Origin of the sequence: Pontibacter chitinilyticus (assembly GCF_039748935.1) — a bacterium.
Lineage (GTDB): Bacteria > Bacteroidota > Bacteroidia > Cytophagales > Hymenobacteraceae > Pontibacter > Pontibacter chitinilyticus.
In genome coordinates this window covers 203,464-222,150 of sequence record NZ_JBDIZJ010000002.1, presented here as the reverse complement: position 1 = coordinate 222,150, position 18,687 = coordinate 203,464, and the positions used below count along the sequence as shown (strand labels likewise).

The following is an 18,687-nucleotide window of genomic DNA, read 5'->3' as shown; positions in this document are numbered from 1 at the left end:
TACATCTGCTAAAGCAGCTTTGTCCTCTTACTGCCGGTTTTACAAGAAGAATCACTTATCCCAGCAACATTACCGCACCAGTTCCTGGGTACGGTTGGCGTCAATAGCAATGAGGATGAACAGCAGAATGGTGAACGACCACAGCGAGGAGCCTCCGTAGCTGAAGAAAGGCAGCGGAATTCCCACTACGGGTGCTAAGCCAATCGTCATACCCACGTTTACCAGAAAGTGAAAGAAGATGATGGAGGCGACGCAATAACCATAGGTTCGCCCGAAAACGGACTTCTGACGCTCTGCAATAAACACGATGCGTACCAGCAGCAGCATGAACAATGCTATCAGTATGGTGCTGCCGATCCATCCCTGCTCTTCGCCAATGGTACAGAAGATAAAGTCGGTGCTTTGCTCGGGCACGAAGTCAAACTTGGTTTGTGTGCCGTCCAGGAAGCCCTTGCCCCAGAAGCCACCGGAGCCAATCGCGATCTTCGACTGCGTCACGTTCCAGCCAAAGCCTAATGGGTCGGCCTCGGGGTTAATGAGCGCCTTAATGCGGTTTTGCTGGTGGGGCTGCAGGATATCGTTTACAAAGTAGTCCACGCTGAAGATCATACTGACGACCGTCATCCACAACAGAATCATGGTTTTGAAGCGGCGCAGCAGGCGATAGTCCAGCCAGGTAGCCAGGGCCATTAACGCCGTAATGGCAATGATCAGGTATAACTTGGGAATGAGGAGGGTCAGGATGAAAATAGCAGCGGCAGAACCACCGATGATGAGGATCAGGGGCGACATACCTTCCCGAAAGTAAGCCAGCACAAAAGCGGCGAATACAAGCGCAGATCCTGTTTCGTTCTGCAGCACGATAATGATGGGCGGCAGCAGGGTAATGGCTGCCAGTTTCATCTGGTCTTTGAAATTCTGGTGGCGCAGGTTTACGCTTCCGAGAAACTTAGAAGCTGCCAGGGCTGTGGCGAACTTGGCCAACTCGGCCGGCTGCAGCCGGATACCTCCTCCCAGATCAAGCCAGGAGCGGGAGCCGGCAATAGGCTTCGCGATCACAAGTGTAACCAGCAGCAGCAGGATAATGCCCCCATAGATAGGGTAGGCCAGGTGCTCGTATACTTTATAGTCTACGGCGAGCAGTACGATAATGAGCACCAGCGAGGCGCCTATCCACACCAACTGTTTGCCAGAGTTGATATCAAAGCTGAGGATGTTAACCACATTGTCGGGACTATACACGGCGGCATAGATGTTCATCCAACCCAAACCTACCAGCAGGAAGTAGAGCAACACCAATACCCAGTCCATGTTCAGGAGCATACGGTTGGAGGTGCGCCTGCTTTGCGGCGTAGTTATTCTACCTCCAAGTACTTTCGGCTCAACACCCATTTTTCCATTGGTTTTCTTGACACGGAGTCGGTTAAATACTTTTCGATCATCAGACCTGCAATCGGGGCGGCCGACTGGGCGCCGAAGCCCGCATTCTCCACATACACAGCGATGGCGATCTTCGGATTGTCGCGTGGGGCAAAGGCTACAAACACAGCGTGGTCTTTGCCCTGCGGGTTTTCGGCCGTACCTGTTTTGCCACATACTGTGATGCCCAGCTTCTGGAGGTCGGCATTACGGCCGGTGCCGGAGGCTACCACATCGGCCATGCCCTGTATCACCGGCTCGTAGTATTTCGGGTTGATGGTGGTATGGTGCTGCTCCTCGTACTGCGGCAGCGGATGGCCGCTGTTGCCAATCGATTTGATAATGTGCGGCGCGTAGTAGAAGCCTCTGTTAGCCATGATGGCCATAAAGTTTGCCATCTGGAGGGGCGTCACACCCAACTCTCCCTGCCCGATACTAAGCGAATAGATGGTAGAAAATTTCCAGCGGTTTTGGCCATACACGCGGTCATACATGGCCGGAGAGGCAATAATGCCTTTCTTCTCATTCGGTAAGTCTACCCCAAGCTCATCACCAAAGCCAAAACTGAGGATTTGCTCCCGCCAGTGCTCCAAGCCAAGCGAGGTGTCCTTGAAGGTATTGGGCGACTTTCCCTGGTTTACCTCTGCCCGAAACACTTGGTAAAAGTATGGGTTACAGGAGTACTTGATCGCCAAGGCTAAATTAGAAGGCGCCGGGTGTCCGTGCGCGCATTTAATCAGGCTTTGGTTGCATGGGAAACCCGTGTTAGGTGTAATGATGCCATCCTGCAGCGCCACCAGCGATTGCGCCAGTTTAAAGATAGAGCCCGGTGGGTTGCTGCTGGCCATGATCGGGCGGTTGAACATGGTCTTGTCCGGATCCTTGAGCAGCGTCATGTAGTTCTTGCCGTACTCCTTGCCTGTGAACAGGTTCGGATCGTAAAACGGGGCCGAAACGTAAGCCAATATTTCGCCTGTAGAAGGCTCAATGGCTACTACACTTCCTTTGGCGCCGTTCATCAGGTACTCGCCATACTCCTGCAGGTCCAGGTCGATGGTACTGGTCAGGTTCTGGCCGGCCACGGAAAGCGTGTCGTAAGCGCCATTTTTAAAGGAGCCTTTCTCAATGCCGCGCACGTTCACCATTTTATACTTCACGCCGCGCCTGCCCATCAGGTATTTCTCATACTCCAGCTCAATGCCGCTCTTGCCAATATAATCGCCAGGGCGGTAACCTTTGTAGGTGGGGTTCTCCAACTGCTTCGGGCTGATCTCGGCAATATAGCCCAACGCATGCGACAGGCTGGCCTGCGGGTAACCGCGGGCCGTGCGGGCATTTATATAGAAACCTGGAAAGTCGATGAGGTTGTCCTGTATGTGAGCCATCTCCTGCGTGCTCAGCTTCTGGTAAAAGGCTGAGGGCTGCACATAAGAGAACGTCCGAGCTTTTCTCAGGCGCAGACGCACATCCTCCAGAGGTAGGTTCAGCAGGTGGCAAAGGCGTAAGGTATCCACGTCTTTTGCCTCTTTGGGCACCACCATCAGGTCGTATACAGGCGTGTTCTGCACCAGCAGTTTGCCGTTGCGGTCATAGATCAACCCCCGGAAAGGATACTGGATAACCGTTTTGATCGCATTGGTTTCGGCCGCCTGTTTGTAGCTGCTGTCAATTACCTGAATGTAGAAAAGGCGCAAGGCGAAGAGAGCTCCCACTAGCAGGAAAACGCCTTGAATAACGTACTTTCTGTTTTCTAAATAATTCATTTAAATTCTATTCGCCCGCTTAACCGAGAAGAACAGTAGTTGTAGAATAACCATCACAATGCCGGTAAACAGTGTGCTGAGCAGCACTTTTGCCAGCGTAAACCACGCTTCTGTAAAGCTGATGGTTTCGAGGAAGAAGACCGCCAAATGGTGTGCCAGCAGCAGGATAAAAGTATAAGCCAAAAACCAGCGGACGCCCATCACATGTATGTTTACTGCATCGTTGGTATCGTAACCATCACGTGGTGTGAGAAGGTTCAAAACGAATGGCCTTAAAAACGCCAATAACACACTGGCAGCCGCATGTATGCCGACTGTGTCGTAAAAGACATCAACTGTAAACCCAACCAAAAAGCCTAGGAAAAGCAGCAGCACGCGGTTGATGTTGATGGGCAGAAAAAGCAGAAAGGCCACATAAATAAAGCAGAAGCCCATGCCATAGAGCACCAGGTTATCCATCAGCAGGATCTGCAGTGCCACAAACAGTACAAACTGCACGATATTTTTGATGCCGAATCTATTCTTCATCTGGAAGTATACCTGCCTTTTGTTCTAAGCTGTCACGCTCTATTTTCTGCATGTTCTCGATCACATATACATAAGAAAGCTGTGCAAAATCGACGGAAAGCTTTACCCGGATTGTGAAAAAGCTTTTGTCCGGCTCCCGTTTCACTGAACTGATCGTGCCCACCATCAGCCCCTCCGGAAATACGGTGTTAAAGCCGCTGGTAACAATGGTATCGCCGGTGGCCGGGTGCTCGTGCAGCGGAATATAATCTAAATTGGCTGTGCGATAGTCGCCTCCTGTCCATTTAATAGTGCCGAAGGTGTTGCTCTTTTTAATTTTCGCCGAGATTAGCAGTTGTGAGTGCAGCAGCGAGGTGACCGTGGCATAATGCTCGGATACCGTTTTGATGCGCCCCACCACGCCCTTGTCTGACACAACGCCCATTCCAGGCTGTACGCCGTCGGCAGTGCCCACAGAGAGCGTCAGGTAATTATTGGTGCGGCGCACCGAGTTGTTGATCACCCGGCCGGCATGCAGCACATAAGGGAGCACGCGCAAGGTGTCAGTAGGAGCGTAATAAGCGGTATCCAGCTGACTGGTACTGTCTGCCTGCTCGGCCATCCGGAAGCGCAATACTTCTTCGCGTAAGGCTGCATTCTCACGGGCCAGGGTGTTGTTGATGGATGCCAGCCGGAAATAATCTGTTACACCGCTCTGAAACTCCAGCACCTGCCCCACATACTTATCGGCCGAGTTGAAAAAGGCTGCGCCCTGGTACGTGTTGTAACGCACGATCAGGTACACGCATAGCACTTCCAGCAACACGAACACAAGGAACGCACGGAACCGGTATATGAAAGCAAAAAGATTCCGCATGCAGGCTTGTTACGTCAGCAGGACGTTTTTGAAACCTTCGATATTTTTGATAGCCGCTCCGGTGCCCCGCACCACTGCTCTGAGCGGGTCTTCAGCAATGTGGATCGGCAGCTTGGTTTTGGCAGCCAGGCGCTTATCCAGCCCCCGCAGCAACGCACCGCCACCCGTCAGGTGAATACCGTTGTCGTAGATGTCGGCAGAAAGCTCCGGCGGCGCAATTTCCAGCGCCTTCAGTACCGCCTCTTCTATTTTAGAAACAGATTTATCCAGTGCAATGGCAATTTCCTGGTAAGTAACCTTGATCACTTTCGGGATGCCTGTCATCAGGTCGCGGCCACGGATCTCGTAGTCGGCTGGCGGGTTTTCCAGTTCGGTCAAAGCAGCACCCACCTCGATCTTTATTTTCTCGGCAGAACGCTCGCCGATCAGCAGGTTGTGCTGGCGGCGCATATAATCCAGGATGTCTTTGGTAAACACGTCGCCGGCAATGCGGATAGACTGATCGCATACAATACCGGAAAGGGCTACCACAGCAATCTCAGTGGTACCACCGCCGATATCCACAATCATAGAGCCAATGGGCTGCTCCACGTCAATGCCAATACCAATCGCAGCTGCCATTGGCTCCTGGATCATCCATACTTCTTTGGCACCGGCATGCTGGGCCGAGTCACGCACAGCACGTTTCTCCACCTCCGTAATCCCCGAGGGGATGCAGATTACCATGCGGTGCGATGGCTGGAACAAGCGACGACCTGTATCGATCATCTTGATCATGCCTCGAATCATTTCTTCGGCCGCATGGAAGTCAGCGATCACGCCATCTTTCAGCGGACGGATCGTCTTGATGTTCTCGTGCGTTTTCTCGTGCATCTGCATGGCGTTGCGGCCAATAGCCAGTACGCGGCCTGTGGTGCGATCTACGGCGATGATCGAAGGTTCGTCAACTACAATTTTATCATTATGAATGATCAGGGTATTAGCGGTACCCAGGTCAATCGCTATATCACTCGTCAAAAAGTTGAATAGTCCCATTTTAAAGAAGTATAGGCCAGCACTGCCTAATTATATTTTATATATACAATGTTTTTGGTCAAAAACTTGGGGCAAAATTAGTGAAATTCAGCGGAATTAATAATGGCAGTTCCTCTTATGCAGCCGGAATATATTTTTTTTCAGGACCCGTGCTAAGTTCCTACTAAGTATAACAGGCCGGAAAGTACAAAAATGGCTGTAGAATACTTTATTGGCAGCTACAAGTATAGCGTGAAAAGTGCGTAAGTATATGTACGAGGCTGCTGCGGTACTTCATTCTTTCCTGATCTGCTTGTTTTCTGCGATACTTTGCGGGCCACTTTGCCTCTAGCAACAAAGTGCGTTATACTTCTAACCTGTGCCGGATGCTTTAAGCTGTAGTTGTGGGAGCAAGTATAGTGAAATAAAAAAGCCCCGACCATGGCAGCAGTCGGGGCTTTGGAAATCAACAAGTATACTTTTAATGTTTAAAGTGTCGCACGCCCGTCATCACCATGGCCATGTTGTGCGCATCGCAGTAAGCGATAGAGTCCTGGTCTTTGATGGAACCGCCCGGCTGCACTACCGCTTTGATGCCTGCCTGGTCTGCGATCTCCACGCAATCCGGGAAGGGGAAGAAAGCGTCGGAGGCCATCACCGTCTGGCTCACGTCGAAACCGAAGCTTTTTGCTTTGTCAATGGCCTGGCGCAAGGCATCTACACGGGAGGTCTGGCCTACACCGCTCGAGAACATCATTTTATCAGTTGCCAGTACGATGGTGTTGGATTTGGTGTGCTTGCATACTTTGGCTGCAAATACGAGCGCCTTTTTCTCTTCGGCAGTTGGCTCGCGTTTGGTTACGGTTTTAAGGTCCGCCTCTGTTTCGGTGGCCAGGTCCTTGTCCTGCTCTATCACACCGTTGAGCAAGGTCTTGAACAGCTTGGTTGGCAGTTCCACCGGTTTCTGCTTCAGAATAATACGGTTTTTCTTGGTCTTAAGCAGGTCCAGCGCATCGGCATCAAATGCAGGCGCGATCACTACTTCAAAAAACAGCTTGTTCAGTTCTTCAGCCGCTGCCATGTCTACCGTTTTGTTGGTGATGATCACCCCGCCAAACGCAGACACCGGATCGGAAGATAAAGCATTTAAGTAAGCGGCCTTTACGGTGGCGCCAGTGGCTACGCCGCAGGCGTTGGTGTGCTTCAGGATGGCTACTACGGTTTCGTCGAACTCTGCGGCCAGGGCTACAGCCGCATCCACATCTACCAGGTTGTTATAAGATAGTTGCTTGCCGTTCAGTTGCTCAAACAGGTCGTCGAGTTTGCCGTAAAAAGCGCCTTTCTGGTGCGGGTTCTCGCCGTAACGGAGTGGGGTAGCCTCGCGCAGGCTCTGCTTGAAAGCTGGCTCAGGTGCTTCCTGGCTGCCATTCAGGTAATTGAAGATATGCGTATCGTAGTGTGAGGAAACATCAAAAGCTTTGGCTGCAAAGCGCTTACGATCTTGCAGTTCGGTCGCGCCGTCTTTGCTGCGCAGCAGGTCCACCACCTCGTCATACTGCTCTCTTGACGAGACGATCAGCACATCTTTAAAGTTCTTAGCGGCAGCGCGGATCAGCGAAATCCCACCGATATCGATCTTCTCGATCACATCGGCTTCAGCGGCGCCGGCTGCAACGGTCTCTTCAAAAGGATACAGGTCTACAATTACTAGGTCGATGGGAGGAATCTCGTATTGCGCTCTTTCAGACAGGTCGGTTTCGTTGTCGCGGCGGTGCAGAATGCCACCAAACACTTTGGGGTGCAGCGTTTTCACACGGCCTCCGAAAATGGAAGGATAAGCCGTCAGGTCTTCTACAGCCACCACTTCGGCGCCCTGCTCTTCCAGGAAAGCCTGCGTGCCGCCGGTAGAGTAAATGGTGACGTTGTGTTGCTTTAAAAGCTCCACGAGCGGCTCCAGACGTTCTTTATAGTATACGGAGATAAGTGCAGATTTTATTTTAACAGGTTGCATAATGGGTATAGCTTATGAGTTGTTTTTGGGTTCTTCTTGTTTGCTAAGCAATTGCTCCACCACCAATGGCAGGTACTGATGCTCTAATTGCAGCACACGGGCGGCTAGTTCCTCGGGCGTGTCGGTAGGCAGCACTGGGCAGCGCTCCTGAAGTATAAACTCGCCCTTGTCGTACTCTTCGTTGATGCGGTGAATCGTAATGCCTGATTCCTTGTCGCCGGCCTGTACTACGGCGCTGTGTACGTGCAGGCCGTGCATGCCTTTGCCGCCATAACGGGGCAGCAAAGCAGGGTGTATGTTGATAATTTTATCCGGATAGGCCTGCAGCAGGTTTTGTGGCACCAGCCACAGAAAGCCAGCCAGCACGATCAGGTCAGGGTTAAATTGCTGCACCTGCTCCAGCACAGTATCGGTTTTGTAAAACGCTTCTCTTGAAAATAAAAGAGCCGGGACGTGGAAGGTCTCGGCTCGTTGAAGGGCGTACGCGTTCGGGTTGTTAGAGAACAAAGCGGCCACGCAAATGGTGGGGTGGTGCTCAAAATACTCCAGCAGGCGCTGGGCGTTGCTCCCCGAACCGGAAGCAAAAATGACTATATTCTTCTTAACTGGCTCTTCCAAAGTATAGGCTTGTCGTCAGGCTGCAAATATAGCGGGTTTGGCTGTAGAAGCCAGCGCGACTAGTATAGAATATCTTAAAGCCGCTCCCACATGTGCGCTGCACAGCACTGTATCGCAGCGCCTCTACTCATTCTCCCTCATAAAAGTCTATGAGTGCGCCGAAGTAGGCATCTGTCCAGCCCTCGGTAATATCCTGATAATCCTGGTCGGGTATGTTGGTGTGGCGTAGCTCTGCCGAGGTGCCCTCTTTGTGCGGGTGCAGTTTGATGGTGACAATAGAAGGCTCCGGCTGTTCCCCGAAATACCACTGTTGTACGATCTTTTTGCCTTCCTCAAACTCCAGGTTCTTGCCTACAATGCTGCCGTCCCACAGCGAGAATTCCGACTCCGGCTCTGTCGACATCTCCGCTTTGTCGCCTGACCACAGCTGAATGGTGTAAGGGTTGGTTAGGGCAATGTATACCTCTTCGGGTGAGGCAGGGATCGTGAAGTATTTTTTAAAGTCTTTCATACAGCGTGTTTATACGGCAAAGGTCATACTTTATTTCCAGTATTTTTCTATTGCGACCGCTACGCCGTCTGCCACACTGGGAAGTGTAATGGCATCGGCTACGGCTTTCACCTCCTCGCGGGCATTGCCAACGGCTATCCCCATGCCAACAGCCTGCAGCATGTCAATGTCGTTATAGTTATCACCGAAGGCCATGGTCTGCTGCAGCGATATGCCCAGGCGTTCCTGTAGGAGCAGCTCCAGTGCCGTCGCTTTGGAAATAGCGCGCGGAGCAATTTCGAGGTACGTATCTTTGGAGCGATAAGCGTGCACCTGGTCAGCGTAATGCTGGTTTAGTTGCTGCTGCAGTGCTTCTATTTCGTGAGCAGGCCCCATGCACATCACTTTGTGAGCTCCTGTTTTGTCTTGTTGCCAGCGGGCAAGTATAGGCAGCAGCGATGTGATTTCTGGCGATACTTTGGTTACCATTTGTTCCTTTTCAGCCCAACAGTCCAGCTGCGGGGCATACCAGTTGTCCTGCTGGTAGAGGCTCACATGAATGTCTGTGCCTTGCGTCAGCATAAAAATTGCTTCACAAACTGCTGCCGGAATCTGCACCGAATCGAGTTGCAAGGGTTCAGGATTGTCTCCTTCGTAGCAAATAACATAGCCGCCGTTAAAACAGATGAGCGGGTGGTGCAGAATGCCCAGTTCCTGCTGCAGGTGGCGCATGGCGGCCGGCATACGCGAGGAAGCCAGGATAACGGGTACTTCACTGCCCAGTTGCTTCACAGTAGCAATGGTACGTGGCGACAGCTGCCGTTCCCTGTTTAGCAAGGTGCCATCTATATCGGTACAAATAGCGCGGAAGTTCATGCAGAAGTATAGGTCATATGTAAAGGGCGCAAGTTACAAGTATAAATACCGAATGGCAACGATCGTCAGCGTACCTGCTTCGCTTTGAACGACCAGGTATAGCGGAACGTCGCCACCTGCTCGCCCTTTTCATCCTGGCCTATGCTGGTAGCTGTTACCGTTACGCCTTCGCCGGTAGCTTTTGCCTGTTCTATGGCATGTCGTATGCGTTCCCCGTCGGCACAGGTAAACGTAATTCTGCCAACAGCTTTCTTCGTAAAGTCTGCTTCCATGTGCACCACCAGCATTGAAACTGCGGGGTTTGATTGATGTATGTGCAGCATGCAGAGCACCCCCGTAGAGAGTTCGGCAGCCATACTTAAACAAGCAAAGTAAATAGAGCCAAATGGGTTTTTGTTGAGGTATTTGTAAGGAATGCGCACGGTAGCCTGTTCGCCGGTTAATGCTGTAACCCGCAGCCCAGCCAGGTAGGCCATTGGCAAGCGGGAAAGCAGGAACAGGCGGAACTTAGTGGGCGAGGCAACCAGCTTCCGGAAATCCTCGGCAGATTTATGCAGCATAAGCAACAGCAGTTTAAATGTCAGACTTTGAGAAAGCTGCCGGAAGTATGGCAGCTACGGACTATAAAGTATACCCCGGTGTGCAAGCAGGTGCCGTAGGGCGTAGTTATACTATAATCGAGCGATAGCTTCAGGCGTGCTGCGCACAGGCTTTGCAGATGCCCTGCGCAGAGAAGTGCAGGCTGTTGACCTGGTAACCTTCGGGAAGCGGTAACGGCGGTATGGCCACATCGTTCAGGCAGAAGGTCTGCCCGCAGGAGGTGCAGTTAAAATGAATGTGGTTGTCGTGGTGCTGGTGCGGACTGCAGGCTTCCTGGCAAAGGGCATACTTCACGGCCCCGCTCACATCATTAATGCTGTGCAGCAATCCCTGTTCCTCAAACGCATACAAGGTGCGGTAAAGCGTCACGCGGTCGTAGCGCTCTCCTAAAAGCCGCTCCAGGTCAGCATGGGCCAGCGCAAAAGGGTTGGCCAGAAACAGCCCCAGCACATCCTGCCGGCAGCCGGTTTTCCGGAGTCCATATGTATGCAGTATGGTTTGTACGTGATTCATATTCAGGCCCAAATTGAATAAATGTGCGCTAAGATGCAACTATATAGCAGCCGGTGGCAGCAATGGCTATCCAAACAGCAGCATCGAAAGGATACCCATCAGCATAATTACCTTGTTCAGGTTGCTAAGAAAGGTAAAGTCGCGGCGGCGGTCGGCGCGCACCAGCAGCAGCAGCAGCCAAATGCTGGGCAGCAACACAAAAACAAGCATATACCCGTCGAACAGCAGATTTGTGGCAGGGTGAAACACCACCACCAGCAGGAACGCCAGAAAAAGGGCCAGCAGCGGGTATAGCACCAGCTTGGTTTTACGAAGGCCCACCACAATAGGCAAGGTACGACAGTCGAAAGAAGCGTCGCCTTTTACATCTTCCATGTCTTTGATGATCTCCCGTATCAGCGATATCAGGAAGGCAAAGAAAGCATAGCTGAGCGTTATTTTGTTCAGGGAGTGGTTGTACACGGCTACCACCAGCAGCATCGAGGCAGCGAGTAGTGCAATGGCGCTGTTGCCAATCAGCAGCAGCTTTTTAAGGCGCGCCGAGTAGCCCCAGAGCAGCAGCACAGCTCCCAGATTGATCAACCCGACAGATATGGATAGCAGCGCACCGGCCACAACGCCGATAGCAGAGAGCACCATGTGTGCAAACATGGCCGGGCGACGGCGAATGGCTTTGCCCACCAGCATCCGGTCCGGTTTGTTGATGGCGTCGATCTTGACATCATAGTAATCGTTGATGATGTACCCGGCTGCCGCAATCAAAACTGTAGACATGGTAAGCACAAGAAAGCCCGGCCGTAGTATCATGGCCCAGTTCACGCCCGCCGCCAGCAGGCAAGCTTGCACCAGCGCCTGGCTTAACACGATCAGGATCAGGTTCGGGAAGCGAATGAGGCGCAGGTAGGCTTTCACAAAACAGGGAGTAGGATTTAAAAGTATAAAGTTACGGCAGCGAACCGAAAAGACAAGGTATAAAAAAAGCCCCCGCGGGTGCAGGAGCTTCTTTCTGTAACGGTAAAGTATACTTAGATCAGATTCTTTTCACGTTTACAGCGTTAATTCCTTTTTTACCTTCCTGCGTATCGAACACTACGCGGTCGTGTTGCTGGATTTCTACGCCGTTAAGACCGGTAACATGCACAAAGAAATCTTCATTCGTCTCGTCTTCAGTAATAAATCCAAAGCCTTTAGACTCAATAAAAAACTTTACTTTTCCTGTTTTCATAAAAATGAATAATTATTTGTAATAAATCTCCGGTAATCTAAAAATTATAAACTATATACACAAGAGTATATTAAAAGAAATTTTATATCAAATGGGAGAAAATTAGTACTTCATAATTTTACCAAGTGTCCTGTGCTTTCATGATCTGCTCTATCAGCTCCCGCACAGCGCCTTTGCCGCCTTTTTTAGTAGCGATAAAGGTGCTGATCTCCTGAATATCAGCGGCGGCATCGGCAGGGCAGGCGCGCAAACCGCAGCGCTGCATCACCTCCAGGTCAGGCATATCATCCCCCATATACGCGACAGTAGCCGGGTGAATGCCCTGCATATACAGGTAATCTTCCAGCACATCCACTTTATCTTCAGCCCCTAAAAAGATATCTTCTATATCAAGCTGCTCCAGGCGCTTGCGCACACCAGGCTCATTTTTGCCGGAGATAATGGCCACCCGGTAGCCTTGCCGGATGGCATGCCGGATAGCAAAGCCATCTTTAATGTTGAAGGCCCGTACCTGCTCGCCATCGGCAAAGCAGTAGAGGAGGCCGTCTGTCAGAACACCGTCTACATCAAAAATAAAGGTGTTAATCTTAGAAAGGTCTGGTTGCGTGATCGACATAGCAAATTAAGCAAAGGATTACTGAACAAACGGGTTTTACGCTGCAAGTATAAGTATAAGTATAAGTGCGGTAACTGAAGGGCTGCCGGCTAACGTGCTATACTTACCACAGTGCGCCAGCTTTTAGCTTGAATGGAAAAAGGCCCTTTGCAGCAAAGGACCTCTTAAATATAGGTAAAACTTTGGACGGATGCGGGAAAGCTTAGTCCTGGTTGTCGCGCCACTCATATACCCAGGCGGCTTGGATTTGCTCCAGGTGCCCTTCATTCGCTTCTTCGCGGGTACCCTCAAAATTAGGCAGCGATAGCACCCAATCCAGCAGTTCGGTAAAGCGGATGCGGTATATTTTTGATTCGGTAAAGTCATCGCCAAATTTTTCGTAAAGTGCCATAGCAATGTCTTCGTGGTCGTTCCAGTGGATGGGTGGCTCGTAGCTCTTGGTCATAATAATCTTACATTAGTTACGGTTATAGGTAGCAGCAGGAGTAGCTGATATATAACCTGTTGCTCACAAATAGTTAGTGGCCCAGGAAGTCCTGCTCCGGAATGGTAACTACAATATCCTCATTGCCCTGCACCACACATTGGCAACCCAGGCGGGAGTTAATGCGCGGATCCACGGCACGGTCGATGTAATCTTCCTCTTTGTCCGAGATCTCGGGCAGGTCATCCATGCCGGCCTCAATGTATACATGGCAGGTGCTGCAGCCGCATACGCCACCGCAGTTGTGCTGTAGTTGTATGTTGTTGTTTAAAGCCACGTCCAGCACCGACTCGCCTTCCACCGCCGGGTGCGATTTGTCGGGTGCGCCATCCGCAAACTTAAAGGTTATATTGACAACTTTCATTTGAATTCAGTTTAGCCTGCAAGTTACAAAGCCTGCCTTCTGAATCAAAGTGCTGCGGCTCGCTGGTGTAAAACGGCTACCTGCTTGCCTAGTACCTATGGCTGCGGGGAGATCGCCTGAATACTGCGGGTAAGTAGTTCATAGATCTCCTGGTAACGTGATTGGGGCGCCAGCATCTGGAACTGCTCCGCAATGACGTTCGCATCATGGCGCACAGCTGGCCCAGTCTGCACGCTGAATGGCGGGTAGAGCAGGGCTTTGGCAACCGTTTCGCGGATAAGTGGCTGAAGCAGATCTGTCGGTAGCTTAGCTTCCTGGAGCAATTCGTAACTTATGCCAAGCAGGTGATTGGTGAAATTGCAGGCGAATACCGCAGCCAGGTGCAGTTGCTTGCGAGCTTCCGAACCCACCTGTTGCACCTGCCGGCTTATACTTGCGGCCAATTGCTGTAAATGTTGCCTGGTTTGTGCGTCCTGCGCCTCCAGCAGCAGCGGGACGGTTTCAAAATCGATAGGCTTGGCTTTGGAAAATGTTTGCAGCGGATATAGCACTCCGATCCGTGCCCCGGCTATACCTGCCAGCAGGGCCATAGGCTGCGAACCGGAAGTATGCGCCACCAGCGTACCCGGCTGTACCTGTAACTGCCGTGCCACCTCGGCAATGGCCGCATCCGGCACTGCAATCAGTATACTATCGGGCTTTATACTTGTCAACTCAGCAAGCGAGGCTGTGGGCACCGCTTTGGGAAGTGCTTTGGCTAACTCTTCGCGGGAGCTTTTGCTGCGGCTGTAAATGGCTGTAACCTCATGGCCAGCGCTGGCTAATGCCTGTGCCAGATGCCATGCCACATTACCTGCCCCAATAAACGCTACTTTCATTTTTTAGCTTTGTGCTTGTGTATGCTATCTTGGTAAAGCTGCACCAACTGGGGCAGCACCGCCTGCGAGGAAAACCGGTCAAGGAAATCCTGCCGGATTACGTGGCGATCATACTTATCGTAATTGTTCATCATATACAGCATTGCCTGCGCAAGTCCTTCAGGGTCATTTTTTTCTACCAAAAGGCCATTCTGCGATGTTACGATACTCTCCGGCCCGCCACACTTTGTAGCGATAATGGGTTTGCCGCAGGCAATGGCTTCAAGCAGCACAACAGGTAGATTCTCAATCAGGCTGGGTAAAATAAATACATCATTACGCTGATGTTGCTCAAGTGCTTCCTGTCGTGTTATTTTTCCAAGCCACACAACCTTGTCTTCTATTCCAAGTTCTTTAGCAATTGCTGCATATGTAACTTTGTCTCCATCACCTGCTATATTTACTAGAAATTTAGTTTCAGGGATGTGCTCGGCAAATATGTCAATAGCCTTGAGCAAAACAGCAATTCCTTTTAAGGTAGAAAGTTGAGCAATTGTTAAAAACGTAAATGGTTGTAGAGGAGCTGTAGAGCAAAATGGTTTAAACAACCTTTCATCTAAGTGGTTTGGAATAAGCCTTATCCTCTTTACTCCTTGCTGTTTCATCAACATAGCAGATTGAAGGCTAATAGCAATAGTGGCAGCGGCATTTTGATAATGGGTACTATACTTCTCTTTCAACTGCCCGCCTGAGGTAGTCACATTCGGGCATGGAGAAGGCGGATTATGTTCCGTTAAACAAAAAGGAATGCCTGTCGCTTCTGAAACCTTTTGAATAATATTGCCAGCATAGGGGCTTAAATGCCCATGCAGCAAGTCAACCGGTCCATAATCTGCCTCAAAAGCTTTTAAATTTCGCAGGTTGGCTTGTATGATAGCTTTACTGTTGCCATGTAAAAAGCTGCGTGACCACGTAAAGGTATTGCAATAGTATTCTGTAAAATTAGACAATAACTGCTTTTTGTAAGGAACATGCGATGCAGATGTGATTTTCCCGATGTTTTTAAAATGGTCTTTAGCCCATAGTAAATATTTTTCATCCTGCTGGCCCCAAATGCTTACTCCTACATTTATGTCGGGATAGGCTTTGCAGAGTGCCGCTGCCTGCTCTTTTACAAAGCTGCCACTGATCGGATAATCTGCCGAGGGATACCAGGAAGGGATAACAAAAATGTTCATAAGCTGCTTAATACAAAACGAAGTTAAACAAAAAAGCCTCTGCACAAGTAGCAAAGGCTTTTTTGTTGTCAAGTGAGCGGAGGCTACACAGCCTGTGCGCGACGTTTCCGGTTTTGCTTTGCGTTCGGGCTGGCTGGTACTGGAGCAGCATCCTTACTGCGGCGTGTGATCGCCATGATAAAGCCGATTGCCATAATCATCGTACCGATCCAAAGGATGTTGACGAAGGGCTTCTCCATGGCCTTCAGGATAACCCACTCGCGCTGGGTAGTATTTACACCGATTTTAAAGGTTTCTTTGGCTGGGTCGATGTTCAGGAGCGTAATACGCATGCCCAGGTCTCCAATTTCCTCGGGGTAATAACCTGCCATCCCGTCTTTAAAGATAAGCAGCGGGTGGGCGTGGTATTTTTCGCGTTCTCCCAGAATCTGCATGTCCGCCTGCACGGCCACATCACCTTGCTTCAATTCTACGCCCGGCACCTTGTTCACCATTTCTACACCATGGAATACAGCAATGTAATCGTTCAGAATCACCGTATCGCCCATGGCAATTTCATACTCTTTCATGGCGCTCCACTCTTTCTCTTCCGGAGCGATAGAAGACACATGCGTATACAGGTCGCGGTCTACGAAGCTCTTGATGTCAGGTGAGGCCAGCAAGCCCATATTCGGGTTTACCTGCGCACGCGGGTACAGCAGGAAGTTTTTGCCCGAGGCGCGGTCTTTATACTCGATCTCATAATAGGTGTTCTCCGGCGCGTCCAGTGCCAGTGTATCACCGGTTTTATAGTATACCTTGTCTTTTACTTTGATGTCGGCGCGGGCAATGGCTTTGTAGTCGTCGGCTGTGCGGAACAGGATTTCCTGGTTCACGTAGCCCGGCACATCCATCACTTTCAGGAACTTGCCGCGGTAGCTGACACTATACTTGTCCATGTCCACGGCCTGGTTGCGCCACAGCAGCACGTTATCGCGGTTCACCTCATCCGGAAACTCGCGGGAGTACATCAGCCCGGAAGTATTTTGCGAAATGATCTTGGAATAGCCGGAAGAGAAGAGGATGCCAATCAGCATCAGCGCAATGCCAATGTGTGACACAGCGCCGCCAGACAGCGTCACTTTTTTGTGGATCAACCCAAGTATAATGCTCAGGTTCGCGAAGATAGAGAAAAGCGAGGCCACCAGCAAGGCGATGTATACCGGATTGTCTAGTTTAAACGGCAGAATATCGAACCGGTTTGACAAGATGATGATAAGGCTGGAGAAAAGCAGTGTCAGCATACCCGGCATCGTAATAGCATCTAAAAAGCTTGATTTATCAACCTTGCGCCACCACAGCAGCTGCCCGATGCCCGAGAGCAACGCCACTGCCAGGCCAGCCCACAACTGGAACTTGGTATAGTGTGCGATCTGGTCAGCAGGCAAGGCAGCATTCGTCTCAATGCCGATAAATCCCATAAAGGAGTTATAGACAGGAATAGAGGTCGTAGCTACCACTTGGAACGAAGCCAGGCAAAGCACCGCTGCTCCAATAAAAATCCAGAACTCACCATTATAAGTCGTCAGTTCTTTCTCCGTCACCGGAATCTTCTTCCAGTTATACACCAGCAGCCCTACTGCCAGCACAACAAAAGCGGCCAGGTAGGTAAACAGCTGTCCAGATAGGCCTAAGTCGGTGAATGAGTGCACGGAGGCGTTACCCAAGATACCGCTTCGGGTAAGGAACGTAGCGTAAAGCACCAGCAGGAAAGTGGTGATGACAAGTATAAAGCTGGCACGCAGGCCCTGCTTGCTGCGGCGGAAGGCCACCATAGTATGGATAGAACCTACCAGCACCAGCCACGGAATGTAAACTGCGTTCTCCACGGGGTCCCAGTTCCAGTAGCCACCGAAGTTCAGTGTTTCATAGGCCCAGTAGGCGCCCATTACAATACCCACACCCAGGGTAACGCCGGCAAAATGTGCCCACGGCAGCGCAGGTTTAATCCACTCGGTGAATTTGCCCTTCCAAAGGCCGGCTATGGCGAAGGCAAACGGCACCAGCGTAGCGGCAAAGCCCAGGAACAGCGTCGGCGGGTGAATCACCATCCAGTAATTCTGCAGCAGCGGGTTCAGGCCGGTGCCATCTTTCGGCACATAGTTCGGGTCCATCTGGAATACCGGCGCATTGGCCATAAAGTCACGCATCAGGATGAAAGGGGAGGAGCCGATCTTAACGTCACCGATCACCACGCCCAGGATCATGGAAGTGAGAAACAGCTGTACAAAAGAGAATACCGCCATCACCGGCGCTTCCCATTCTTTACGTTTTTTGGCACCCAGGTTGATCATGGCCACGCCCAGCATCACGTGCCAGAAGATCCACAGCAGGAAAGAGCCTTCCTGGCCTTCCCAGAAACAGGAGATCATGAAGTGGATGGGCAGGTGGTTAGAGGAGTGGCTCCAGGCGTAATAATATTCGTAGCGGTGTTCGTAAATGATGTTGAAAAGGCTGAAGATGATCATCAGTACAGCAGCGCCGTGCACGTAAAAAGCGGCGCGTGCCATGTTGCGCCAGCTTTTATCGCCGCTTGCTTCTACCTGCGGGCGCGCCGCCATAAAGTAAGCCAGCGAGGACACAATGGCCGCCACAAACGCTACAATCACACTGGTATGGCCAATGTTCCCGATCAGCGTATTTATCATCGTATTGAGTTAGAAAGTTGGGGAGTTAGTGAGTTAGAAAGTTAAATGACTCTTTAACTTTCTAACTCACTAACTCTTAACTAATTTAAAGGCTTGCTGTTTGGTTGATATCTTTTTCCACATACTTGGACGGGCACTTGAGCAGGATCTTATCAGCTACAAATACATTTTTCTGCATGTTGCCGGTAATCACTACTTGTTCTGAGCGCTCAAAGTCCTGCGGCTTGGGATTGAAGTATACTACACGCTGCTCCACCCGGTTAGTATCCACCAGGGTAAAGGAGAAGTAGTTCGGGTCTACCAGCGGATCGTATTGCATGTTCTCAATATGGCCCTGCGCATCCTTTTTCAAGCGGCCTACCACGTGTACTTTGCTGTTGTCGCCGTCGTGCGCGCGCTCAATGGCTTCGCCAAATGAAACATAGGTACTGGCATCGCCGGCGGTAGACATGATGATCATGATAGCCAGGCCGATGATGACGATTCCGATGATGTGTGACTTTTTCATCTCTCTATAAAGTATAGGTA

The 18,687-nt window shown here is 50.8% G+C and carries 20 protein-coding genes; all 20 read right to left on the bottom strand.

The window, feature by feature from the left end:
- Positions 1-69: 69 nt before the first annotated feature.
- The gene (gene rodA / locus ABDW72_RS04595) at positions 70-1,392 is read right to left on the bottom strand and encodes a rod shape-determining protein RodA (RefSeq protein ID WP_347157285.1); all 1,323 of its coding nucleotides are present in this window, start codon (positions 1,390-1,392) and stop codon (positions 70-72) included.
- The gene (gene mrdA / locus ABDW72_RS04590) at positions 1,356-3,182 is read right to left on the bottom strand and encodes a penicillin-binding protein 2 (protein ID WP_347157284.1); all 1,827 of its coding nucleotides are present in this window, start codon (positions 3,180-3,182) and stop codon (positions 1,356-1,358) included. Before mrdA ends, rodA begins: the two co-directional genes overlap by 37 nt.
- Positions 3,183-3,710 (bottom strand): hypothetical protein, encoded by a 528-nt coding sequence (locus tag ABDW72_RS04585; protein WP_347157283.1) that lies wholly within the window; start codon positions 3,708-3,710, stop codon positions 3,183-3,185. It lies immediately after the preceding gene.
- Positions 3,700-4,566, bottom strand: a complete 867-nt coding sequence (gene mreC / locus ABDW72_RS04580; protein ID WP_347157282.1) for a rod shape-determining protein MreC — start codon at positions 4,564-4,566, stop codon at positions 3,700-3,702. Before mreC ends, ABDW72_RS04585 begins: the two co-directional genes overlap by 11 nt.
- A 9-nt stretch (positions 4,567-4,575) precedes the next feature.
- Positions 4,576-5,601: a rod shape-determining protein gene (locus tag ABDW72_RS04575; protein ID WP_347157281.1), complete on the bottom strand. Its 1,026-nt coding sequence runs from the start codon at positions 5,599-5,601 to the stop codon at positions 4,576-4,578.
- A 460-nt stretch (positions 5,602-6,061) separates the two neighbouring features.
- Positions 6,062-7,591, bottom strand: coding sequence for a bifunctional phosphoribosylaminoimidazolecarboxamide formyltransferase/IMP cyclohydrolase (gene purH, locus ABDW72_RS04570; RefSeq protein WP_347157280.1), 1,530 nt, complete (start codon positions 7,589-7,591; stop codon positions 6,062-6,064).
- A gap of 12 nt (positions 7,592-7,603) precedes the next feature.
- Positions 7,604-8,209, bottom strand: coding sequence for a phosphoribosylglycinamide formyltransferase (gene purN, locus ABDW72_RS04565; RefSeq protein ID WP_347157279.1), 606 nt, complete (start codon positions 8,207-8,209; stop codon positions 7,604-7,606).
- Between the two features lie 127 nt (positions 8,210-8,336).
- Positions 8,337-8,720, bottom strand: coding sequence for an SRPBCC domain-containing protein (locus ABDW72_RS04560; RefSeq protein ID WP_347157278.1), 384 nt, complete (start codon positions 8,718-8,720; stop codon positions 8,337-8,339).
- A 30-nt stretch (positions 8,721-8,750) separates the two neighbouring features.
- Positions 8,751-9,575: a Cof-type HAD-IIB family hydrolase gene (locus ABDW72_RS04555; protein ID WP_347157277.1), complete on the bottom strand. Its 825-nt coding sequence runs from the start codon at positions 9,573-9,575 to the stop codon at positions 8,751-8,753.
- Positions 9,576-9,640: 65 nt separating this feature from the next.
- Positions 9,641-10,135, bottom strand: a complete 495-nt coding sequence (locus tag ABDW72_RS04550) for a PaaI family thioesterase (RefSeq protein WP_347157276.1) — start codon at positions 10,133-10,135, stop codon at positions 9,641-9,643.
- A 130-nt stretch (positions 10,136-10,265) separates the two neighbouring features.
- Positions 10,266-10,688 carry a Fur family transcriptional regulator gene (locus tag ABDW72_RS04545; protein ID WP_347157275.1) on the bottom strand — a complete coding sequence of 141 codons (423 nt, stop codon included), beginning with the start codon at positions 10,686-10,688 and terminating at the stop codon, positions 10,266-10,268.
- Between the two features lie 66 nt (positions 10,689-10,754).
- Positions 10,755-11,600 carry a geranylgeranylglycerol-phosphate geranylgeranyltransferase gene (locus ABDW72_RS04540; RefSeq protein WP_347157274.1) on the bottom strand — a complete coding sequence of 282 codons (846 nt, stop codon included), beginning with the start codon at positions 11,598-11,600 and terminating at the stop codon, positions 10,755-10,757.
- Positions 11,601-11,718: 118 nt separating this feature from the next.
- Positions 11,719-11,913: a cold-shock protein gene (locus tag ABDW72_RS04535; RefSeq protein WP_347157273.1), complete on the bottom strand. Its 195-nt coding sequence runs from the start codon at positions 11,911-11,913 to the stop codon at positions 11,719-11,721.
- Positions 11,914-12,031: 118 nt separating this feature from the next.
- Complete coding sequence (locus ABDW72_RS04530) at positions 12,032-12,529, bottom strand: KdsC family phosphatase (protein ID WP_347157272.1); 498 nt, start codon at positions 12,527-12,529, stop codon at positions 12,032-12,034.
- A 202-nt stretch (positions 12,530-12,731) separates the two neighbouring features.
- Positions 12,732-12,974 carry a Fe-S cluster assembly protein IscX gene (iscX, locus tag ABDW72_RS04525; RefSeq protein WP_347157271.1) on the bottom strand — a complete coding sequence of 81 codons (243 nt, stop codon included), beginning with the start codon at positions 12,972-12,974 and terminating at the stop codon, positions 12,732-12,734.
- A gap of 73 nt (positions 12,975-13,047) precedes the next feature.
- On the bottom strand, positions 13,048-13,377 hold the full coding sequence (locus ABDW72_RS04520; RefSeq protein WP_347157270.1) for a 2Fe-2S iron-sulfur cluster-binding protein: 330 nt from the start codon (positions 13,375-13,377) through the stop codon (positions 13,048-13,050).
- Between the two features lie 95 nt (positions 13,378-13,472).
- Positions 13,473-14,255, bottom strand: a complete 783-nt coding sequence (locus tag ABDW72_RS04515; protein WP_347157269.1) for a Rossmann-like and DUF2520 domain-containing protein — start codon at positions 14,253-14,255, stop codon at positions 13,473-13,475.
- Positions 14,252-15,472, bottom strand: coding sequence for a glycosyltransferase (locus ABDW72_RS04510; protein ID WP_347157268.1), 1,221 nt, complete (start codon positions 15,470-15,472; stop codon positions 14,252-14,254). Before ABDW72_RS04510 ends, ABDW72_RS04515 begins: the two co-directional genes overlap by 4 nt.
- Before the next feature lie 83 nt (positions 15,473-15,555).
- Complete coding sequence (gene ccsA / locus ABDW72_RS04505) at positions 15,556-18,159, bottom strand: cytochrome c biogenesis protein CcsA (RefSeq protein ID WP_347157267.1); 2,604 nt, start codon at positions 18,157-18,159, stop codon at positions 15,556-15,558.
- 85 nt (positions 18,160-18,244) lie between these two features.
- Positions 18,245-18,667 (bottom strand): cytochrome c maturation protein CcmE domain-containing protein, encoded by a 423-nt coding sequence (locus ABDW72_RS04500; protein WP_347157266.1) that lies wholly within the window; start codon positions 18,665-18,667, stop codon positions 18,245-18,247.
- Between the last annotated feature and the right edge of the window lie 20 nt (positions 18,668-18,687).